This window comes from Bacillus sp. cl95 (genome assembly GCF_900115925.1).
In the GTDB taxonomy this organism is placed as follows: Bacteria; Bacillota; Bacilli; order Bacillales; family Cytobacillaceae; genus Neobacillus_A.
Genome location: NZ_FOYF01000003.1, coordinates 440741 through 462696, shown reverse-complemented (window position 1 = coordinate 462696; position 21956 = coordinate 440741). Strand labels below are relative to the sequence as shown.

The following is a 21956-nucleotide window of genomic DNA, read 5'->3' as shown; positions in this document are numbered from 1 at the left end:
AGAAATATTTCATCCAGATATATCCATTTAAAATTAGTTATTTTTATTATTAATGGAATTAAATGTAAATAAATCCTTAGATTTATGCCCTTCGCATGCTCTTGTAGTTGAAAATTCAAATCAGACTTGCCAAAGCCTATAGAAGTCATGATTTAAAAGAGAAAAAACACGAATCCCCAAGCATTTTTCTGGCGAGAATGACAATAAGATATATAAGAGAAAGAAAATGAAGGGTTGGGAGAAGTATTGTCTAAAAAAGTGCTGCTCATTGCAGTAATCTTCCTCGTCTCGAATTTGTCTGCAACGCCTGTACACCAAATTAAAGAACCACAAGTTCAGGCAGCAATCACTGATGGAAATTTGAAATGGCAGCTAGATCAGTATTTAGAAAACGAAAAAGGATTGGATGGTGCGATTGCAGGAATTAGTGTTCGAGATGCTTCATCAGGTAAGGTTATTTATGAACACTTGGCAAATACACGACTACGACCTGCTTCAAACATGAAGTTATTGACGGCCGCAGCAGCATTATCCGTCCTTGGCCCAAAGTATCGATTCTCTACGGAGGTTTATACAACTGGGAAAGTAACTGGAAGTGTCTTAGAGGGTGACTTGTATTTGAAAGGTAAAGGTGATCCTACACTTCTAAAATCCGATTTTGCCAAATTGACCAAAGAGTTAAAAGAAAAGGGAATCACCCAAATTACAGGTAATGTTTTCGCAGACGACAGTTGGTATGATGATGTTCGCCTGCCACTTGATCTTCCTTGGAGTGATGAATTCACCTACTACGGAGCACAGATTTCAGCATTGAGTGCATCGCCAAATGAGGATTATGATGTAGGCTCGGTTGTCGTAGAGGTAACCTCTGGCAATGGAATCGGTAAACCTGGGAACGTCAAAATTACCCCTGATACGGATTATGTGCAAATCATCAACCGTGTAACGACCGTCACTCCAGATGGGAAAAAAGAAGTGAAATTTAAACGTGAGCATGGAAGCAATAAAATCATCATCGAAGGAATGATTCCATACAAAGCAAAACTTGCAAGGGAATGGATTTCCGTTTGGGAACCCACCGGTTATGCTTTAGCTTTATTCAGACAAGCACTTTCAGAAGAAAAAATAAATGTGAACGGTCAATTTCAAAAAGGAGCGGTACCTGATCAAGCTACACTTACTTTAACCCACTCTTCAATGCCACTCTCAGAATTGCTAGTACCTTTCATGAAACTCAGCAATAATGCCCATGCGGAAATCTTAGTGAAGGAGATGGGCAGAGTGGTGAAGGGAGAAGGTAGTTGGGAAAAAGGTTTAGAAGTCATGGAATCGGAGTTGAAAAAGTTAGGAGTGAATACGGAGAACCTTGTTATGAGGGATGGCTCCGGCATTTCTCATGTAAATCTAGTGCCTGCTCAAGAAATTTCCCAACTTCTTTATGATGTTCAAAATAAAGATTGGTTTCCCACTTATTTAAACTCATTACCTGTGGCGGGAATGGAAGAGAAAATGACGGGTGGAACACTAAGAAAACGTATGAAAGAGGCTCCGCTAAGGGGAAATGTAAGGGCTAAGACGGGATCTATCTCAACGGTCAGTACGTTAGCTGGATATGTGAAAACACAGAGTGGAGATGGGGTGGTTTTCTCAATTTTACTCAATAATTTAACCGATGATGATAAAGGGAAAGCCATTGAAGATAATCTCATGAAGATTTTAGTAGAACATAAATAACAAATTCACGTTACGAACATTTGTTCTGTGTGGTTAATTGTGGTATAATAGAGAGGTAATAGAATAGGGTTTCTCAAGGGTGGTCGGTTCATTCCCCTATGAAAGGGGGTGATGCCTAATGACAGTTTTTCAAGCATTGATGTTAGCATTTTCATTTGCGAGCTTAATCGTTGCGGTCCTGTCTTTTCACCAAAAAAAATAACCCACCCTTGAGCCGGCAAGCATAAGTAGTGGGTCATTTCCTCTATTCGCCGATCCCCCTGCGGGAACCGTCTATTGCAGGACCGAACGAACTGTTCGGTCTTTTTAATGTATGCATCTTTATGGTTCTATTATACATAACATTCTTGCAAAAGAAAACATAGTCGACTCCAATTTGCTGAAAAAGAAGACTAAACGATTCATTAACTCTTGTTTTCAAGTGCTATTAATGCCAAACTGAGTTTTTTAAGCCTGATTAATGCCAATCCCAGTATTGGATTTAACAAGGACTTCGTCATACTTCTTAAGATCCGCTTTCTCTTTGGAAAGTAGCGTACCTACATATCCAGCTAAGAATCCTAGTGGAATGGACACAATGCCTGGTGTTGTATAAGGGAAAATTGGATTTCCTACAAAAATTGCTTTTCCAACTTCAGGACTCATTACACTCGGACTGATGAGAACCAAACCTACAGCTGAAACTAGACCAACAATCATTGCCCAAATGGCACCAGTCGTGTTGAACTTTTTCCAGTAAATCGTGTAGATGATCACTGGTAAGTTTGCACTTGCGGCAACCGCAAAAGCAAGAGATACAAGGAATGCTACATTCAGTGTTTGAGCACCTAAAGCGAGAATGATAGATACAATTGATACGCCAACCGCCGCATAACGAGCCATTGCCACTTGTTGCTTCTCTGTCGCTTTGCCCTTTTTAAGGATTTCATTGTAGAAATCATGTGCAAAAGCAGAAGCAGCAGTTAATACAAGTCCTGCCACTACAGCAAGTATGGTTGCGAACGCAACGGCAGAAATGAATGCGAATAGCATATTGCCGCCAAGAGCTTGAGCCAATAGTGGTGCAGCCATATTACCCGCTGCGTTTGCTGCCACGATCTTGTCCGTTCCAACAAAGGCGGCTGCTCCGAATCCGAGGAAAATGGTCATGACATAGAATAAACCAATGATCCAAGTTGCATATACGACCGAAGAACGAGCATCCTTAGCGTTTTTTACCGTAAAGAAGCGGACAAGAATGTGTGGAAGACCTGCAGTTCCTAATACTAGACCCATATTTAAGCTTATCGTATCAAGACCGATTTTATATTTCACACCAGGGTTAAGGAAGCTTTCTCCAAGAGGAGTGGCAGTCTTCATTTGTGCAAACATATCGGTAATGCTGAAGTTGAACTTAGCAAAAACGATGAGGGAGATTAAGAATGTTCCGCCCATTAACAGGACAGCTTTTACAATTTGAACCCAGCTCGTTGCATGCATGCCACCAAAAATGACATAGACCGTCATAAGAACTCCAACAATCAATACAGATGTTGAATACTCCAAGCCTAATAATAATTTTATAAGTGCACCTGCTCCAACTAATTGGGCAATCATATAGAAAATAGAAATAGCCATTGTGTTCATGGCGGCAAATCCACGTACTTTCTTTGCATCGAATCGCGAGGCAATCATGTCTGCGAATGTATACTTGCCAAGGTTTCGTAACGGTTCTGCAACCAAGTAAAGAACAACTAGGTAAGCAACCAAGAAGCCGATGCTATAAAAGAAACCGTCAAAACCAGTGAGTGCCACAGCGCCTGCTATTCCAAGGAATGAAGCGGCGGACATGTAATCTCCAGCGATGGCAAGACCATTTTGCCACCCCGTCAGACCTCCACCTGCTGTATAAAATTCACTCGCGTTTTTCGTTCTTTTCGAAGCGTAATAGGTAATGATCAAAGTAACAAAAACAATCCCTAGAAACATAGAAAATGCAGCCGTATTCACTAGCGATTCCCCCTTTCCTGTACAACTCTTTCAGCCAACTCATCGAATTTGACAGCCCTTTTCGAGTAAAGCATGCACAAAGCCCACGTCATGACAAATTGCATGAAGGCAAATACCCACGCCCAAGTAATATCACCAACGAACTTATGATTAAGAACGGTTGTGTAAGATGTCAAAATCGGTAGGGCAAAATAGAAGCTGAAAAAGAATAACGTTATAGGAATAATGAATTTCTTTTTTTCGGATAACAGCGCTTGAAAAGATGCCGATTGCACGATTGTGCTGTAATCGCTTTCAGTTTTCCGCTTATGTTTTAGAGCTGGCATACTTGTTCCTCCTCTACATAAAAAGCATTTTTTTATCCATAGACAGGTGAAAAAGGGAGACAAAGAATTGTTATACGATCAAAGACCACCACCTTAAATACAGATTTTTCTAAATATTTAAACTTGTCATTCATTATAGTAAAGCAACAGTTTATTTTGCAAGTCTAAAATTTCAAATAAAAGGTAAATCTTTATTTCATTAACAATTTAGCAGGATGAAATGAACAAATTAAGAGAAACTGAATTTTTTTTTCAAACTTTTAAGAGGAATATTGGTTCAGCCAAAAAAAAGAGACTCACTAAAAATAGTCAGTCCAAGTACGCAAGGTGCTTCCTCACGTTATATATCGTATTCAAATGCAGGGACAAGCGTTACTAAAACTATTAATTTATAGTACAAAATAAAGTCAAAGTATACTAATTTTGAGACTTTTTCTATTTGTCTTTTTGAATCATAGCTTTTGCCAAATTAATAAAAGCTTCTACAGCAGGAGATTTTCTTTCAAGAGAGGGAACAGACAATCCTATTGTTCTGAATGTGTTTTCCTCTAATGAAATGATGTTAAGTTCCTTTTCGATCGATAGAATCAATTCAGGTACTATACTTATTCCCAGATTTCTTTTGACCATATTAATGATTGTTTGATTATCACCAATTTCCCAATAAACTTTTGGTTGTAGTTTATTTTTTTTGAAAAGTTCTTTAATCAATTCATCACAACCGGCTTTGGGCATAATAAAAGGCTCATCTGCTATGTTATGAATACTCAACACTTTGTAATTTTTCAATGGATGATTCTCTGGCAAAATGATTTTAAGATGATCATCGAGCAAGGGTATAAAGTCAAGATTCCCGCTAGTTTCTGAAGTTGAAAAACTAACATCAATCACTCCTGATGATAACATTTGCATAAGTTCATTGTAGCCACCTTCATGAAACTCAACCTGAATGGCAGGATAATTAGTTTGGAATTTTTCTATGATGGCAGGTAACAAGTGTGCAGATACACTTGGAAAAGTACCTATTCGAATAGAGCCAACCTTTAAACCATTTAAATTTCCCGCCTCTTGATTCAACAGTTCGGATAGATTGAGTATTTCTCTTACATAGTGAATGATTCTCTCACCTTCAGAAGTCAACGAAATTCCAGAACGGCCCCTATTCAATAAATTTAAACTAAGTTCTACCTCTAAGCCTTTAATAGCATGACTGATTGCAGATTGAGTCATACCAAGTTTATCTCCAGCTTTCGTAAAGCTACCAGTATCAACGATGGTCTCGAAAACCTTGTACTGAAGTAATGTCATACGCATCTATCCTTCGTATTAATATTTTTCATATTTATCATTATAAACATTCATTTGATTAATGTTAAGAACCTGCATATCATTAAATTAAGAAAAGGAGGAGTTAAAATCATGAAAACATTAAATTATTCATTGTTGGATGTATTCACGACTATACCTTTTGGTGGAAATCAATTAGCGGTTTTTGAAGAAGATTCAACATTAACAACAGAAGAAATGCAAATGATTGCAAAAGAATTAAACCTTTCAGAAACAGTATTTATCCGACCGGCAATGGATCCGAGTAAAACAAAAAATTTAAGAATATTTACCCCGCAGGTAGAATTGCCGATGGCTGGACACCCAACAATAGGAGCAGCTTTTTCTTTAGCTAAAAAAGGGTCTATAGAAATGAAGTTAGGACAAAATGATTGGACCTTTGAAGAGGGAGTAGGGGATGTTCAAGTAACGGTTCATAAAAATCAATCCGAAATTACAGAAGTAGAAATGAATCACCCTAATCCTGTTTTTGGTGAAACCTTTCATGGAATTGGAAACATTGCAGAATTACTTTCCCTTACCATTGAAGATATAGATACCAATTTCCCCATCCAAACTGTATCCACCGGCGTACCATTCTTATTTATTCCTGTTCGTACGCTACAAGCGATGAAAAAAATTAACTTTAGAACAGATGTGTGGGAGAAGTTTTTTAGTGATAATCCCCAAACGAATCATATTTTCACATTTACCACAGAAACGGAAATAGAACAATCAACCGTTCACAGTAGGATGTTTGCACCTGCCATGGGTATTTCAGAAGATCCTGCAACAGGAGCGGCAAGTGGCCCATTAGGAGCATATTTAGTGGAACATGGTGTTATTCCACCAACTGAAACGGGGACATATTTTATTAGAAGTGAACAAGGAATGGAAATGGGAAGACCAAGTTTTATAGATATACTGATTAGAAAAAAGGGAAGCGAGTATAAAGAAGTGAAAATTAGCGGGAATTGTGTCATCATCGGGTCTGGGCAACTTCATTTATATTAATTACCAATGAATCCTCGATTAACATTTTTCAAAAAAAAACGCCAATTCATGGCGTTTTTTATCGCTGATTACGGTTTGAGTTATCTGTAAACGTGTCTTTAACATTTTCTGTTGCATTCTTCACGGCCTTAGCAGTTGCATCCACCGCAGTCATTGCTGCATTTTCAGTTGTTTCTAATGCACTATGAACAGCATGAAAAGCAGCTCCGGCCGTTTCTTTAATTCCTTCAGAAACTTGATTGTCTTGTTGATTTGTCATAACGTCACCTCCTAGCAAAAATAGGTTATGTAGATCCCCTCATTTTATACTTTTTTTATAAGACTAAATAAGAACTCAAATGAGTTCTATAAATCCCCTTAGTTTTTTACTATGGTTTAGTTTTGAGGAAATGTAATTTAATAATTTGAAATTGGATGGTGAATTATTCGTACAATTGGCTGGTTAACAACTCCGGTTATTGATTTATACTTATGAAGTTTAAGAAATGATAAATCAATAGAATTAATCACAGGGGTGCAAGCATGGAACTGGGGATATTTTTAGTTGTTATTATTTTAATTAGTTCACTTATTTTTACTCTTTTACTATCCGGTAAAGGGGACGAAGGTTATAGTCAAGCTACAAAGCGAAATACAACCAACTTAACATTGATTTATATTATCGTTATCCTATTTTCGTTAATTGCTGTAGGGGTATACATTAGATGGTTTACTTAAATTTTGGCTCTGTTGAACTTGCCTGTTGATTTTCGCTCCAGCCGCTTCCTTTCCGGTACGAATAATTAAATTCGTCTTGGGGGCGTTCGCCGAGCATCCTCGTCGCTAACGCTCCTGCGGGGTCTCGCCTGTAACGCAAATCCCCCAGGACATTGATGATCTTCCTCGAAAGAACCCACGCACGAAGAAAATGCGATAGCACAAGGAAAGCATCCTTGAATTTAAATCGCACGAAATGATGCGGTAGCATCCTTGAGGAATTTCGAGGAGTCAAGCGCCTTCCGCTTCAATCAACAAAGTGAAAATCAACAATGTACTTTAAATAGCCTAAATTTTTAATTTATGCAGAACGATTCCTATCTTTTATAATTTGATGATAGGTTTACTAAATAACATGGGTATTCTTTATAATGAGCTGGAACAATGTTCCGCTTAATTGCAACGGGAATGAATGACTCAGAACATTAATGGGTAAGGAGGGATTCTATGGATTGGAAACCGGATAGAAAAGCAAAAAAAGCAATATATAAGCAACTTGCTGATCATATTGAAAATGGGATAACCGATGGAACCTTTCCAACAGATAAACCTTTACCACCTGAACGGCAATTAGCAAATCAGCTCAATATAAACAGAAGCACAGTAGTGGCTGCTTATGATGTACTTGTATCAAATGGACTTATTGAAAGAAAAAGAGGAAGCGGAACAAACATATGCAAAGATATTTGGGGAATAACAAAAACTCGAATTCCAAGTTGGAACCGTTATGTAGAAGCAGGTTCCTTCTTGCCCAATTTGCCCGTCATGCAAAGAATTCGCAAAGAAATGGTTGCTCCTAATATTATTAACTTAGCCAGCGGTGAATTATCTGAGGATCTTTTTCCTACAAAATTTTTTCGTGAAATTTCATCAACAAGAACCTTTGCAGGAAGTCTTGGCTATGACCATCCTCAAGGAAATGAAATTTTAAGAAAAACGATTACAGAACATGTTAAAAAATATCGAGGAATTGAGACAAGCCCTGCCTCTATCCTCATTACATCTGGAGCCCAACAAGCTTTACACCTTGTGGTCCAATGTCTCTTGAAGCCTGGGGATGCCATTGCGTTAGAGGATCCCTCATACCATTATGGTCTCACTGTATTTAAATCTGCAGGATTAAGACCTTTTTTCCTACCAGCTGATAAAGAGGGAATAAACCCAGATGATCTGCTTTCTTTGCACAAGAGACATCGAATAAAGATGATATTTTTAAACCCTGCTTTTCAAAACCCAACTGGGGCATACCTCAATAAGGATCGTCGAAAAAAAATATTGGAGATCTCATCTGAGCATGGTATTCCAGTAGTTGAAGATGATCCTTACAGTTTAACATCTTTCACTGGGGAAAGAGCTATTCCGTTAAAGTCTACCGAGTATCACGGGAATGTCTTATATATTAGTTCTCTGTCGAAAATCGTTGCTTCCGGTTTGCGAATTGGGTGGATCATTGCTCCTATACCGGTAATTGAGAGATTATCGGATGCGAAACAACAGGTTGACTTTGGACACGCTAGTTTTAACCAATGGATTGCAAATGATTTCTTAGATTCCGACTTATTTGATGATCATATTAACAACTTAGTAAAACAGCTAGAAAGTAGAAGGAATCAAATTGTAACAAGTCTAGATACTTTTCTAAAGACTGAAGTAAATTTTAATGTTCCACAAGGTGGTATACATTTGTGGTGCAAGCTCAAAAAGGAACATTATGAAGCAAAATTGTTGGAGGAATCCATTAAAAGAGGAGTCATTTATGTTCCCGGATCAACTATGGGCTCTAAAAAGGGATATGTACGATTTACCTTTGCAAGAGAAAATGAAGAAAATATCCATGAGGGAATAAAGAGGTTTTCGGAAGCATTACATTCGATTGGTTAATAAAGTTCAATTTCAAAAAAAGAGGTTTAGTTAATGAACAAAAAGGAAGCCGTTTACTAAAAATTGCGTACTATCGGGCAGAACTTATTAAAACTGGTAATGCTCGAAGGTTTACCAATCCCTAAACCAGTCGGTTAAGCCAAGATCTAGACAAGGTTCTTCTTTAATATCAAAAATCATTAGATTTTCAGTAATCTTATATTGTAGTCCTAAATGGATTATACATGGGAAGTATCCGAGTTTCATTGGCTAAATTACAACTTTAACGCATACCAGAACCATAATGAAAAAGGCCAATCAAAAATTGATAGGTCTTTTTCATTTTTTTATATATTTTGAATACCTCAATGTATTAGGTCGAAAAAGTGTAAATAGCAAAGCAAAGTAGCTAACCTAAATCTTTCTTCTAAAGTGTGCAAAGTTCGACAATAAAATACGAGAATTGATCAATAATAGGATTCTAAAAAGAAGAGGAAAGTGACACCTCCTTCCAATTTTCCGCATGAAATCAAGATTGTCCCCGCCAACCTGTCCGCAAAATCTGAAAGAAAAAGAAAAATGGTATTCGCTAATTTATTACAAATTTTTTCGAGTGATTATGATAGATTCATGAATACAACAAATGGATGTTACATAGTGGTTAGTGTTGGGCTTGCATCATTTTACACAGTGTGTAGTGATTTAACACATGACAGTCTGTAAAATGAGGTTAAGATGCAGAATTTTCTGTAAATAAAATGGTTTGAGGTTGTTATCTGTAAGCGCTTTCTTGTTAGTTTGTAAATCTACATATTCATTTAGGGGGTAAAAGAATGTCAGACAACATTAAAATTGGTTTGATCCAGGCTTCCCATGATGTAGACGGGAATGAACCCGTACAGGTTCATAAAGAAAAGGCGATTGAAAAGCATCTTGATTTAGTAAGAGATGCAGCTAGACAAGGCGCACAAATCATTTGCTTACAAGAAATCTTCTACGGCCCATATTTCTGTGCTGAGCAAAGTACGAAATGGTATGACTCAGCGGAAGAAATCCCAAACGGCCCAACAACGAAATTGTTTCAGGAACTCGCAAAAGAATTAGAAGTCGTTATCGTGCTTCCGATTTATGAGCGCGAGGGAATTGCTACTTATTACAACACAGCCGCAGTGATTGATGCGGATGGAAAATATTTAGGGAAATACCGTAAACAGCATATTCCACATGTTGGGGTAGGGAATCAAGGCTGCGGTTTCTGGGAGAAGTTCTATTTCAAGCCTGGAAATCTAGGATATCCGGTATTCGATACGGCCTATGCTAAAGTGGGCGTCTACATTTGTTACGACCGCCATTTCCCTGAAGGTGCGAGATTACTAGGTTTGAAGGGTGCTGAAATTGTCTTCAATCCTTCAGCGACAGTTGCGGGATTAAGCGAATATCTATGGAAGCTTGAACAGCCTGCTCACGCGGTTGCGAATGGCTATTACCTAGGGGCGATTAACAGAGTAGGTACGGAAGGTCCTTGGAATATGGGCGAGTTCTACGGCCAGTCTTACTTGGTTGACCCACGAGGCAACTTTGTTTCAATGGCGAGCCGTGATCAGACGGAAATCATCATTGGTGAAATGAACAAGAAACTAATTCGCGAAGTCCGCGATACATGGCAATTCTACCGTGATCGCAGACCTGAAACGTACACTGAAATGACAGCACTATTGCCATAAGATATTGATTAGTAGAAGGGGGCCAATGATTGCCCCTTTCTATTTAGTGGTTAGAAGAATACTATCTAGCAAAAGTGCTCGACAGGCGCAGACGCTTTTATTAAAGGGGGTAATTCTTTGGCTAACTTGAAAACACAGAGGATTTCTTGTAGTGTACTTGAACAGAATTTCCAAGAAGTAGACCCAGGTCTTACGAACCGTGAAGCAATGGAAGAAGCGAATCGCTGTCTATATTGCTATGATGCTCCGTGCATCACGGCTTGCCCAACAAGCATAGACATTCCTTCTTTTATTAAAAAAATCGCTTCTGGAAACTTAAAAGGATCAGCCAAAACGATCATGCTTTCCAACCCTGTTGGGGCAAGTTGTTCAAGGGTGTGCCCGACAGAAGAATTGTGCGAAGGGGCATGTGTCCTTAATGATTCCACTCATCCAATCATGATTGGGAAGCTACAAAGATATAGCACGGATTGGGCTATCCGTAATGATCAAACATTGTTTGAAGCAGGAGTCAAAATTGGGAAGTCGGTAGCTGTAATTGGTGCCGGTCCTGCTGGTCTTTCCGCTGCAAGAGAACTTGCTCGATTAGGCTATGACGTGACCATCTATGAAGCGAGTGAAAAAGCAGGCGGTTTGAACACGTATGGAATTGTTTCCTTCCGTCTGCCACAATCCGTTTCTTTTTGGGAAGTGGATCAAGTGAAAAAATTAGACGTGAAAATTGTAACGAATACACGTGTCGGAAAGGACACTTCAGCGAAAGAATTAACGGAAAATTTCGACTATATTATTTTGGCGGCTGGGATGGCAGAAGTACCAAACTTGGGTATCGAAGGTGAAGAGCTCGATGGAGTCCACGATGCGATCGAGTTCGTGAAAGCGACCAAGGGAAGAGAACTTTCGAAAGATTTCATCGGCAAAAAAGTTGTCGTCATCGGCGCGGGAAATACAGCGATTGACGGAGCAACATGTTCTGTCCGTCTTGGTGCGCAGAATGTCAAAATCCTCTATCGTAGAACAGAACAAGAAATGACTGCTTATGATTTTGAGTATGAATTTGCCAAGCAAGATGGCGTGGAATTCCGTTGGCTGACAGCACCGAAAAGAATCATTGGAGATGAAAATGGCAAGGTAACCGGAATCGAATGCTATCAAATGGCATTAGGAGAACCTGATTCTGACGGTCGCAGAAGACCTGTCGCGGTTGAAGGCTCGGAATTTGTCCTTCCTGTTGATGCGGTCATTAAAGCGATCGGACAAAACAGACATCTAGAGTTGATCAAAGCCTTTGATCTGGAAGAAGAGGGCGGAGTGGTTCAAGTAAATAGAGAAACCCTGCAAACGTCCAACCCCAAAATCTTCGCGTGCGGCGATATTATTTTTGGCAAAGGAAAAGGTGAAGCGATGGTTGTCACGGCAGCTCAGCAAGGAAAAGATGCAGCATATGCCATCCATTTGCAAAACGTACCGGTTGGGTCGGTTTAATCGAGGGGGGATGCTCCTGAGAATTTAGAGTGAGGGGGAGAAAAGAAATGGCTGATTTAAGGATTAATCTTGCGGGAATCAAGTCGCCTAATCCGTTTTGGCTTGCATCGGCACCACCGACGAATTCCGGCTACCAAGTCCAACGCGCCTTTGAAGCAGGCTGGGGCGGTGCCGTTTGGAAGACGCTTGGAGATCCGATTATTAATGTTTCATCCCGTTTTGCGGCCGTCAGTTTCAATGGTCAAAAAGTAGCGGGATTCAACAATATCGAATTGATCACCGACAGACCTCTTGAGGTGAATTTAAAAGAGATTTATGAAACGAAAAAGCGCTTCCCGAATCATGCGATTATTGCGTCCTTGATGGTCGAGCCCAAACAGGAGAAATGGCATGAAATCGTCAAGCGTGTCGAAGATGTTGGTGTAGATGGTTTGGAGCTCAACTTCGGATGCCCGCACGGAATGGCCGAGCGCGGAATGGGATCGGCTTCAGGTCAAGTTCCAGAGCTTGTTGAAAAGCAAACGTATTGGGCAAAAGAAATGGCCAAAACACCTGTCATTGTAAAATTAACGCCGAATATTACCGATATTACCGTAACAGCGGAAGCGGCAGTAAAAGGAGGAGCCGATGCCATTTCGATGATCAATACGATCAACAGTTTGGCTGAGGTAGACCTCGATACGTGGAATACCGTTCCACATGTCGGAGGAAAAGGCGCACATGGCGGTTATTGCGGACCTGCAGTTAAACCAATTGCTCTAAATATGGTTGCGGAATGTGCGAGAAGTCCAAGAATCAACGTTCCGATTTCTGGAATCGGCGGCATTTCCAACTGGCAGAACGCTGTTGAATTTATGCTGATGGGTGCAACTGGTGTGCAGATTTGTACAGCGGCCATGCATCATGGTTTCCGCATTGTCGAGGACATGATTGACGGCTTGAACAATTATTTGGATGAAAAAGGACTTGCGTCTGTATCTGAACTCGTTGGCAAATCTGTTAATCGATTTTCAGATTGGGGCAACTTGGACCTCAATTATCAAGTCGTGGCAAAAATCAATACAGAGACATGTATTAACTGCAATAAGTGCCACATCGCATGTGAGGACACGTCTCATCAATGTATTGAGAGACATACAGACCAAAATGGCAAGGCATTTCTTAAGGTAAGAGAAGAAGATTGTGTAGGCTGTAATCTATGTTCGATTGTCTGCCCAGTGGATGGGGCAATCGACATGATCGAAGTACCAAGCGGATTGCCATCGATGACTTGGAACGAAAGGCAGAACGTATTGAATGCGGCAGTTGAATGCAAAACAAATGCAGTTAAGTAAGGAAGGAGTTTTCTTATGAAGAAACTGATTAAAAATGGAACGATTGTTACCGCTTCTGATACTTTTTCAGCTGACGTACTCATAGAGGACGGCAAAATTGCTGCGATTGGTCTAAACCTCTCAGCAACAGGGGCTGAAGTGGTCGATGCAAAGGGATGCTATGTCTTCCCAGGTGGAATTGACCCACACACCCATTTAGATATGCCTTTCGGTGGCACGATTACGAAGGACGATTTTGAAACAGGAACGATGGCGGCCGCTTTCGGAGGCACAACAACCATAATTGATTTCTGTTTAACAAGCAAAGGGGTGCCGTTGTCTGAATCGATTAAAACATGGCACGAAAAGTCAAAGGACAAAGCGGTCATTGATTACGGATTTCATTTGATGATTGGTGAAATCAATGACAAAGTGCTAAATGAACTGCCAAAGGTCATCAATGAAGACGGAATTACATCATTCAAGGTTTTCATGGCCTATAAAAACGTACTGCAGGCTGATGATGAAACATTGTTCCGCACGCTTTTAGCGGCAAAAGAACATGGTGGATTGGTTATGGTGCATGCTGAAAACGGTGATGTCATCGACTTTTTAACAAAAAGAGCTTTGGCAGAAGGTAAGACAGATCCGATTTATCATGCCCTAACAAGACCGCCTGAAGTTGAAGGGGAAGCTACAGGTCGTGCCTCTCAGTTGGCTGGTTTGGCAAACTCACAACTGTATGTGGTTCACGTTTCATGTGGGGATGCCGTTGAACGAATCGCGGAAGCCCGTTTGAAAGGGTTTGACGTATGGGGTGAAACGTGTCCGCAATATTTGGTGCTTGATCAAACAGCATTGGAGAAACCTGATTTTGAAGGTGCCAAGTATGTTTGGTCTCCTCCTCTCCGTGAGAAAAAGCATCAGGAATTATTGTGGAATGCTTTAAAAAGCGGCGCACTGCAAACAATTGGATCTGACCAATGTTCATTTGATTTCAAAGGTCAGAAAGAACTTGGAAGGGGTGATTTCACAAAGATACCAAATGGCGGGCCGATTATCGAGGATCGTTTCTCCATCATGTATTCTGAAGGCGTAAAAAAAGGAAGAATCAGTCTCAACCAATTCGTTGATATTATATCAACTCGCAGTGCCAAACTGTTTGGTTTATTCCCGCAAAAAGGCACGATTGCTGTTGGGTCTGACGCTGACATCGTCATCTTTGATCCAAATATTGAAAGAGAACTAAGTGCTGAAACCCATCACATGGCCGTTGACTATAACGCCTTCGAGGGCATGAAAGTACAGGGTGAACCAGTGAGCGTTCTCTCAAGAGGTGAATTTGTTGTACGCAATAAGCAATTTGTCGGCAAAGCAGGAGCCGGTAAATACTTAAAGCGCAAAAAATACAATGAAAGCTCTGAAGTAAAACAAAGCGAGACCCTTTCCATCTAACGAACATAGACGTTTCCTAACATTATCTCCGGCAATTGCCTGTTCCTCGGGCAGTTGCCCCCTTCATACTCCATATCGTCACATATCAAATCCGCTTGGCTAAAACAAAATGTAATTAGGCTCTGTTGTGAAAATTGAAACGAGGGAGTGTACTAATGAAAAAAAGCCATTTGAAATCTCCGGATTTATACCCAATTCAACAAAAGGACCGTAAAATCACCACGCTTGGTTATTCATTTATGTGGGTAGGAATGGTCGTCGTATTAGCGACCTTTGCTATCGGTGGAGCAGGCGTTATGTCTCTTCCATTGCCATTAGTTATTTTAGGAACCTTAATCGGTAGCCTTGCCATTGGACTCTTTATTTCATTAATCGCCGATATAGGAATCGAACATGGGCTTTCTTTCCCGGTTTATATGAGGGCCCCATTTGGAACGGTCGGAACGCACATCCCTTCAATTACCAGAGGTGTTGCCGCATCGATGTGGTTTGGGATAAACACGTATTTCGGATCGACAGCACTCAATGGAATCTTAGATATATTATTTGGTTTTGATAACTGGTTCGTGTGTTTTGTTATCTTTGCGATTGTTCAGTTGGTTAATACAGCACTAGGGATCAAATCGATCGAACGTTTTGCAGATATGGCTGCGCCAGTAATCCTTTTAATTTCAATCTGGATGTATCTATCACTATCGGACACGGCAGCTGCAAATGGAAGAGACGTTTGGACATGGGTTGAAAATCCCGTAACAGGAGGAGCAGCCTTCTCGGCATTCCTGGTTGTTATCTTCAGTAACATGGGTTTCTGGGCAACCTTAGGTGCTGACATCCCGTCCATCTCCCGTTTCATAAAAGCGCCTGTAAATGAAAAAAATTGGTTTAAACGCAATAAAGGTTCTCTAATTGGTAATCTCGTGGCAATGCCATTAACACAAACTTTCATGATCATCATTGGCGGTGTTTCTTATATCGCCGTCCTTAACTACGATCCGGTCATTGCCTTACAAAAGGCTGCAGGTGGATTTATTTTAGCAGTGTTATTGATCATGATCGTCCTTGCACAATGGTCAACGAATACAGCAGCTAACGTCGTTCCTGCCGCAACGATTTTCTCAAATGTCGGAGGACCAAGATTTCCTTTCTGGGCGGGTGTTGCCACGGCTGGTATCGTAGGAACAATCGTTCAACCATGGGAGTTGTTTGGTGTCATTATACCTATCCTGCTATTTGTCGGAGGAATTCTCTCTGCAATTGTCGGCATTCTCTTTGCAGACTATTACCTTATCCGTAAAAGAAGAGTGAATGTACCAGAACTATATGAAGATCACGGTCAATACCGCTATATGGGTGGAGTAAACTTAAGTGGTTTTATCGCTTGGATCATAGGAGGGGGAGTTTCGTATTTTGTTCCTAACTACTCTTTCATTGTTGGCTTCCTCATCGGGGCAGCTGTGTATTATGTGTTAGCGAAATACTGGTGGTTCCAAAAATACAAACAAGCTGAAATTGAGGATCCTAGTGATGACAAGTATCTTGGCATTTCAGTTGGACGTGATTGGGTCATTGAAGATGAAGCCGCAGAAGTCGTAATCCCAGCTGACCCATCATCCGTTAATCTCCATACATCGTAAATTTTTTAAGCAAAGGGTGGATTAAATGTCAGAATATCAACAATTCCAAAGTGAGCGGGAGAAAATTGATTTTCTCCTGCAAAAAGGGTACGTGATTCATGAAGTGAAAGAACATTTGAATGGCTCTACCGTCGTTTTCTTAAACCCCGCCGATAAGACGCAAGAAGTTCTCGAAGTGGGAACGGCGAATGCGCGTAAATATTTTTCTACTATTCTCTTTACGCAACAAAAACAAAAAGCTTAGAAGGAGGTCCTATGGAATTTTTATTGCGATGCAAGGACAATGCTTATCCGTGTGTAGTGACGATTGATGAAGATAACGGCCGTTACATGATTCGAAAATCGGATTCAAGTGGAGAAGTATTTAATTTTCCAGATGAATTAGTCGCCTGGATTCTTGCAAACTGGGAGCCACAGGACTTTATTTGTGAAGAAGATTTTCACGCAATGGTAAAGGGAATTCAAGAATATATGACAGTGAACCATTAAAGAATGTGTTGCGGTAAAAGGATTGGGTAGAATGCCAATCCTTTTCCTGCAATAGAAGGTCATCGGGTATCTTGTTCTTAGGCGTGAAAGGGAGTTGTGCTATGAAGGACCATTTCCAATTAAGGATTTCTGATATTTTACGTAGAAAGCATTTCGATCAGGTCAAGATTGTAGCAGGGGAAGATGGAATGCAACGCATCGTTAAATGGGTGCATGTCGTTGAGGTAACCAATATCGAAAAACTTCTAAACGGACACGAATTGATTCTCTCAACAGGTGTGGCTTGGAAGGATTCAGAAGGACTGTTTGTCTCTGTCTTAAGACAGTTGATAAAAAATGAAGCGGCAGGACTATGTTTGGAGCTTGGTACATATTTAAGTAAGATCCCCGATGAAGTGGTCAGGATTGCAAATGAACATGGATTCCCAATCATCATTTTTGAAAAAGTCGTACCTTTTGTAGAAATTACCCAAGATATTCACTCCGTCCTTATCAACCAGCAATATCAGCTTATTTCAGATTTAGAAAACTACTCTCAGACTCTAAATAAAAGCTTGCTAGGAACAGAGAGTTATCAGGAAATCTTGCAGTTTTTCCAAGACGAGATAAACATTCCTGTCATCTTTAAGTTAAAAGGGAAAGAGTATGAATACTACCCTGAAATCAATCGGCAACAGCAGAAGAAGCTACTGGGCATCATCCAAGATCAAACAAATCAGGACCAGAAAATATGTGCCTATGTTCCGATTCATTTATTCGGACAGGAGTTTGCTGAATTACATATTGTGGCAAACGATTATTACATCAGTGATTATGAATTGATGATCATGGACCGGACAAGTACGGCGTTGGCCCAGCATCTTCTGCGTGATTTATTTGTAGAAGAAAAGAAGCGGGTTGAAGAATTCGAATGGCTGAATGGCTGGCTAGAAGGCGAATATCGATCCGATCTGTTGTATGAAAAATTAGCAGAACACGATATGACAAGCAAAATAAATGAGGGACTCGTTCTGATCTGTAAATATTCGAATGTAAAAGGGAAAATGAATCAAGATGCAACCTACTTGAAGCTCCTTTTTCGCTCAATTTTAGAGCAGCAGGGGTTTGCAGTCTTCTTGGTTGAAAAAAGAAACCAAATTGTCTTTATTTTACTGAATCAGCGGGTGAAGAAGAATTACAAGGAAAGAGTCATCAAAGCAATTGAAACGATCAAAGCATCTGATTTTATCAAAAAACAGCCAAGCAGCTTATATGTTGGTGTAGGGAAAATCGTCCACAAAATAACTGAGTTACATAAAAGTTACGAAACAGCCAAAGAAACGATCCGCATCCAAGACAAAATGACAAAGAACGAAACGTATCATTTCTATGAAGATTTGCATCTCTACCGTCTGATTAGCATGATGAATCACCATATTGATTTACATGAAATTGTCGGAGAATACTTGGAGCCCGTGATTCAATACGATCACAAACATAACGGCAAACTGTTAGAAACTCTGAAGGTTTTCCTGGAGTGCAATGGTTCTAAACAAGAAACAGCCAATAAGCTGTTCATCGTCAGGCAGACACTCTATCACCGCCTAAAAAAACTGGAAAGTTTATTAGGTAAGGATTTCATGGACCATGAAAAGAGAATAGCCATTGAGTTTATGCTTCTCGTCGATGACTATTTATCGAGTTCCATTGAAAACCGAAAGTACAATGCTAAGTGAAGATGAGGTGTTTGTTAGAACGTTAATAAATGTCGTGTGAAAACCCATCATCATTTTACACTTTGTCTAATGATTGACATTCTCACTTAAAGGATAATAGAAGTACGTACCCAGAATATTGAAATTGTATTGAAATTGTATGGTAGCATCCTTTGGATGATTCATAAAGTATTAATCTATCAAACTCAAGATCGAGAAGGAGGATTTTGCAATGACTGTGATTAAGAATGATATCTCCGTATTAAAGAACTTTGTGAATGGTGAATGGGTTGAATCAAGCAGCACGCAATCACTTGAGGTGCCGAACCCGGCTACTAATGAAATTCTGGCGAAGGTTCCGATTTCGACGAAAGAGGATGTGAATAAAGCAGTTGCGGCAGCAAAAGAGGCATTTAAGACTTGGAAGAACGTGCCCGTCCCGAAAAGAGCTAGAATTCTATTTAAATATCATAACCTTTTAACCGAGCAACATGAAGAATTGGCAAAGTTGATCGTGCAGGAAAATGGTAAGGCTTACAAAGAAGCCTACGGCGAAGTTCAACGCGGCATCGAATGTGTTGAGTTTGCTTCAGGTGCACCGACGCTTATGATGGGTGAATCCTTATCAGGAATTGCCGAAGAAATCGACTCTGAAATGTTCCGTTATCCACTTGGAGTGGTAGGGGGAATCACACCTTTCAATTTCCCGATGATGGTCCCTCTTTGGATGTTCCCTCTTGCGGTAGCATGTGGAAACACATTCGTCTTGAAGCCATCTGAACGCACGCCGATTTTAGCTAATAGATTGGCAGAATTGTTCTTCAAAGCAGGAGCTCCGGCTGGTGTGTTAAACGTCGTCCATGGTGCGCATGATGTCGTTAATGCATTGTTAGAAAATGAAGATATCGCCGCCATTTCATTCGTAGGCTCACAGCCTGTTGCCAAATACGTGTATGAGCAAGCTGCTTCTCGTGGTAAACGCGTTCAAGCTCTTTCTGGCGCAAAAAACCATCATATTGTGATGCCGGATGCAGATCCTGAAAAAGCGGTGCAGCAAATCATCAGCTCTACTTTTGGTAGCGCGGGTCAACGTTGTATGGCGTGTAGCGCAGTCGTCATTGTAGGGGAAAACGAAACTTTCGTTAAAGCGCTGAAAGACAAGGCAGATGAATTGAAAGTCGGAAACGGCATGGATGATACCGTCTTATTGACACCTGTTATCCGTAAAGAACACCGCGATAAGGTGCTTGGCTATATTGAAAAAGGAATTTTAGAAGGTGCCGATTTAATCAGAGACGGCCGTCGTGAAATGCATGATAATCCAGAAGGAAACTTCTTAGGTCCAACATTATTCGATCATGTGAAACCTGACATGACAATTGCGAAAGAAGAAATTTTCGCACCAGTGTTGAGCATCCTTCGTGCGAAAGACTTGGATGAAGGTCTCGAATTCCTCAGAAAATCAAGATACGGAAACGGTGCAACAATCTATACTAATAACGCCAAAGCAGTGCGTACATTCCGTGAAGAAGCAGATGCAGGCATGCTTGGAGTTAATGTTGGCGTTCCAGCGACGATGGCTTTCTTCCCGTTCTCAGGGTGGAAGGATTCCTTCTATGGAGACCTTCATGTGAACGGAAAAGATGGTGTGAACTTCTTTACTCGTAAAAAAATGATTACTTCCAGATTCGAAAACTAAATGGTGGCAAGGGAGGAGAACACTTTGGTTAGTATCAGCCGCACAGAAAACCTGCAAAAGCAGGATGAACAATACGTTTGGCACTCCATGAAGCCTTACAATCCAGATGCGACTCTTGTTGCCGAAAAAGCGCAAGGGTCCTGGATTACCGATGCTGATGGAAACCGATACTTGGACGCGATGGCAGGATTGTGGTGTGTGAATGTTGGCTACGGAAGAGAAGAGCTCGCGCAAGCTGCCTATGAACAGTTGAAGGAAATGGCGTATTTTCCACTAACGCAAAGTCATATCCCAGCCATTAAGCTTGCTGAGAAGTTGAACGAAATGCTTGGCGGAGGCTATGTGATCTTTTTCTCCAATAGTGGATCTGAAGCAAACGAAACCGCCTTCAAAATTGCCAGACAGTATCATCAGCAAAAAGGTGAGCATGGCCGCTATAAAATCGTTTCCAGATACAGAGCGTATCATGGGAACTCAATGGGAGCATTAGCAGCGACTGGCCAAGCGCAAAGGAAATACAAATATGAACCCCTTGCACCTGGATTTATTCACATTGCCCCTCCTGATACTTATCGTGATGATTGCAGTGCAGCCAATCCCTCAGAAATCGGTTCCGTTAAGGACATCGACCGTGTGATGACTTGGGAATTAAGCGAGACCATTGCGGCGATGATTATGGAACCAATCATTACGGGTGGTGGAGTCTTAACTCCTCCGAAAGGATACATGAAAGCAGCAAAAGAAGTTTGTGAAAAACACGGAGCATTGCTGATTTCTGATGAAGTTATCTGCGGATTTGGTCGTACTGGTAAAGCTTTTGGATACATGCACGAAGATGTCAAACCAGATATTATCACAATGGCTAAAGGAATAACGAGTGCGTATTTACCTTTATCTGCAACAGCCGTTCGTAAGGAGATTTATGAGGAATTTAAAGGTAGTGATGACTATGATTTCTTCCGTCATGTCAATACATTCGGAGGAAATCCTGCCGCCTGTGCCCTCGCATTGAAAAATATCGAGATCATGGAAAACGAGAAACTGTTTGAGCGATCAGCCGAACTCGGCGAGAAAGTTCTAAACGATTTAAAAATTCTTCTGCAAGCTCATCCGCTTGTTGGTGACGTTCGCGGGAAAGGCTTGCTAATTGGTCTTGAATTGGTGAAGGACAAAACGACAAAAGACCCTTTAGAAACTGACCTGGTGAACAAAGTAATCGGCTTTTGTAAACAGAAAGGGTTGATTATCGGCAAGAACGGATTCACCGTCGCAGGCTTTAACAATGTCCTAACGATTTCACCTCCATTGAACATTGAGGAAGAAGATTTAGATTTTGTCGTAAAGACGCTTGTGGATTCGCTTGATCAAATTAAATAAGATACAGAGAGCTCCTTGCCATGCAAGGGGCTTTATTTGTAATTAAGAGTGCAATTATCAAAGGTTTGGCAGGGATAAGGT

General features: G+C 40.6%; 19 protein-coding genes. 15 read left to right on the top strand and 4 right to left on the bottom strand.

Annotated elements, in window-relative coordinates; translation table 11 throughout:
- Positions 1–246 precede the first annotated feature (246 nt).
- The gene (dacB, locus tag BMZ31_RS11290) at positions 247–1734 is read left to right on the top strand and encodes a D-alanyl-D-alanine carboxypeptidase/D-alanyl-D-alanine endopeptidase (protein ID WP_090831840.1); all 1488 of its coding nucleotides are present in this window, start codon (positions 247–249) and stop codon (positions 1732–1734) included.
- Positions 1735–1852: 118 nt separating this feature from the next.
- Positions 1853–1936, top strand: a complete 84-nt coding sequence (locus BMZ31_RS21055) for a putative holin-like toxin (protein ID WP_368086646.1) — start codon at positions 1853–1855, stop codon at positions 1934–1936.
- Positions 1937–2181: 245 nt separating this feature from the next.
- Here the strand turns inward: BMZ31_RS21055 and BMZ31_RS11285 are convergent, their stop codons facing one another.
- The 3 genes from BMZ31_RS11285 to BMZ31_RS11275 form a co-directional block, all read right to left on the bottom strand.
- Positions 2182–3723: a solute symporter family protein gene (locus tag BMZ31_RS11285; protein ID WP_090831839.1), complete on the bottom strand. Its 1542-nt coding sequence runs from the start codon at positions 3721–3723 to the stop codon at positions 2182–2184.
- The gene (locus BMZ31_RS11280) at positions 3723–4049 is read right to left on the bottom strand and encodes a DUF485 domain-containing protein (RefSeq protein WP_090831838.1); all 327 of its coding nucleotides are present in this window, start codon (positions 4047–4049) and stop codon (positions 3723–3725) included. Before BMZ31_RS11280 ends, BMZ31_RS11285 begins: the two co-directional genes overlap by 1 nt.
- Positions 4050–4484: 435 nt before the next feature.
- Positions 4485–5357, bottom strand: a complete 873-nt coding sequence (locus tag BMZ31_RS11275) for a LysR family transcriptional regulator (protein ID WP_175478081.1) — start codon at positions 5355–5357, stop codon at positions 4485–4487.
- 111 nt (positions 5358–5468) lie between these two features.
- Between BMZ31_RS11275 and BMZ31_RS11270 the strand changes: the two genes are divergently transcribed.
- Entirely contained in the window at positions 5469–6389 is a 921-nt protein-coding gene (locus BMZ31_RS11270) for a PhzF family phenazine biosynthesis protein (protein WP_090831836.1), read from the top strand.
- 58 nt (positions 6390–6447) lie between these two features.
- On the opposite strand, the gene BMZ31_RS11265 is transcribed toward BMZ31_RS11270, so the two are convergent.
- Positions 6448–6648 (bottom strand): hypothetical protein, encoded by a 201-nt coding sequence (locus BMZ31_RS11265; protein WP_090831835.1) that lies wholly within the window; start codon positions 6646–6648, stop codon positions 6448–6450.
- 263 nt (positions 6649–6911) lie between these two features.
- Here BMZ31_RS11265 and BMZ31_RS11260 point away from each other — a divergent pair, with 263 nt between their 5' ends.
- From BMZ31_RS11260 to BMZ31_RS11200, 12 genes are all read left to right on the top strand, one after another.
- On the top strand, positions 6912–7106 hold the full coding sequence (locus BMZ31_RS11260) for a hypothetical protein (RefSeq protein WP_090831834.1): 195 nt from the start codon (positions 6912–6914) through the stop codon (positions 7104–7106).
- A 486-nt stretch (positions 7107–7592) separates the two neighbouring features.
- On the top strand, positions 7593–9026 hold the full coding sequence (locus BMZ31_RS11250; RefSeq protein ID WP_090831832.1) for a MocR-like pyridoxine biosynthesis transcription factor PdxR: 1434 nt from the start codon (positions 7593–7595) through the stop codon (positions 9024–9026).
- Between the two features lie 812 nt (positions 9027–9838).
- A complete protein-coding gene (locus BMZ31_RS11245) occupies positions 9839–10729 on the top strand; it encodes a nitrilase-related carbon-nitrogen hydrolase (RefSeq protein ID WP_090831831.1) in 891 nt (296 codons plus the stop codon).
- Between the two features lie 126 nt (positions 10730–10855).
- On the top strand, positions 10856–12214 hold the full coding sequence (locus BMZ31_RS11240; protein WP_090832014.1) for an NAD(P)-dependent oxidoreductase: 1359 nt from the start codon (positions 10856–10858) through the stop codon (positions 12212–12214).
- A gap of 47 nt (positions 12215–12261) precedes the next feature.
- Complete coding sequence (preA, locus tag BMZ31_RS11235) at positions 12262–13548, top strand: NAD-dependent dihydropyrimidine dehydrogenase subunit PreA (RefSeq protein ID WP_090831830.1); 1287 nt, start codon at positions 12262–12264, stop codon at positions 13546–13548.
- 15 nt (positions 13549–13563) lie between these two features.
- Entirely contained in the window at positions 13564–14982 is a 1419-nt protein-coding gene (gene hydA / locus BMZ31_RS11230; protein WP_090831829.1) for a dihydropyrimidinase, read from the top strand.
- A 155-nt stretch (positions 14983–15137) separates the two neighbouring features.
- Positions 15138–16616 (top strand): NCS1 family transporter, encoded by a 1479-nt coding sequence (locus BMZ31_RS11225; RefSeq protein WP_090831828.1) that lies wholly within the window; start codon positions 15138–15140, stop codon positions 16614–16616.
- Positions 16617–16641: 25 nt separating this feature from the next.
- On the top strand, positions 16642–16860 hold the full coding sequence (locus tag BMZ31_RS11220) for a hypothetical protein (protein WP_090831827.1): 219 nt from the start codon (positions 16642–16644) through the stop codon (positions 16858–16860).
- 11 nt (positions 16861–16871) lie between these two features.
- A complete protein-coding gene (locus BMZ31_RS11215) occupies positions 16872–17105 on the top strand; it encodes a hypothetical protein (protein WP_090831826.1) in 234 nt (77 codons plus the stop codon).
- A 101-nt stretch (positions 17106–17206) separates the two neighbouring features.
- On the top strand, positions 17207–18820 hold the full coding sequence (locus tag BMZ31_RS11210; protein WP_090831825.1) for a PucR family transcriptional regulator: 1614 nt from the start codon (positions 17207–17209) through the stop codon (positions 18818–18820).
- Positions 18821–19031: 211 nt separating this feature from the next.
- Positions 19032–20498, top strand: coding sequence for a CoA-acylating methylmalonate-semialdehyde dehydrogenase (locus BMZ31_RS11205; protein WP_090831824.1), 1467 nt, complete (start codon positions 19032–19034; stop codon positions 20496–20498).
- A complete protein-coding gene (locus BMZ31_RS11200; RefSeq protein ID WP_090831823.1) occupies positions 20499–21875 on the top strand; it encodes an aspartate aminotransferase family protein in 1377 nt (458 codons plus the stop codon).
- Positions 21876–21956 lie beyond the last annotated feature (81 nt).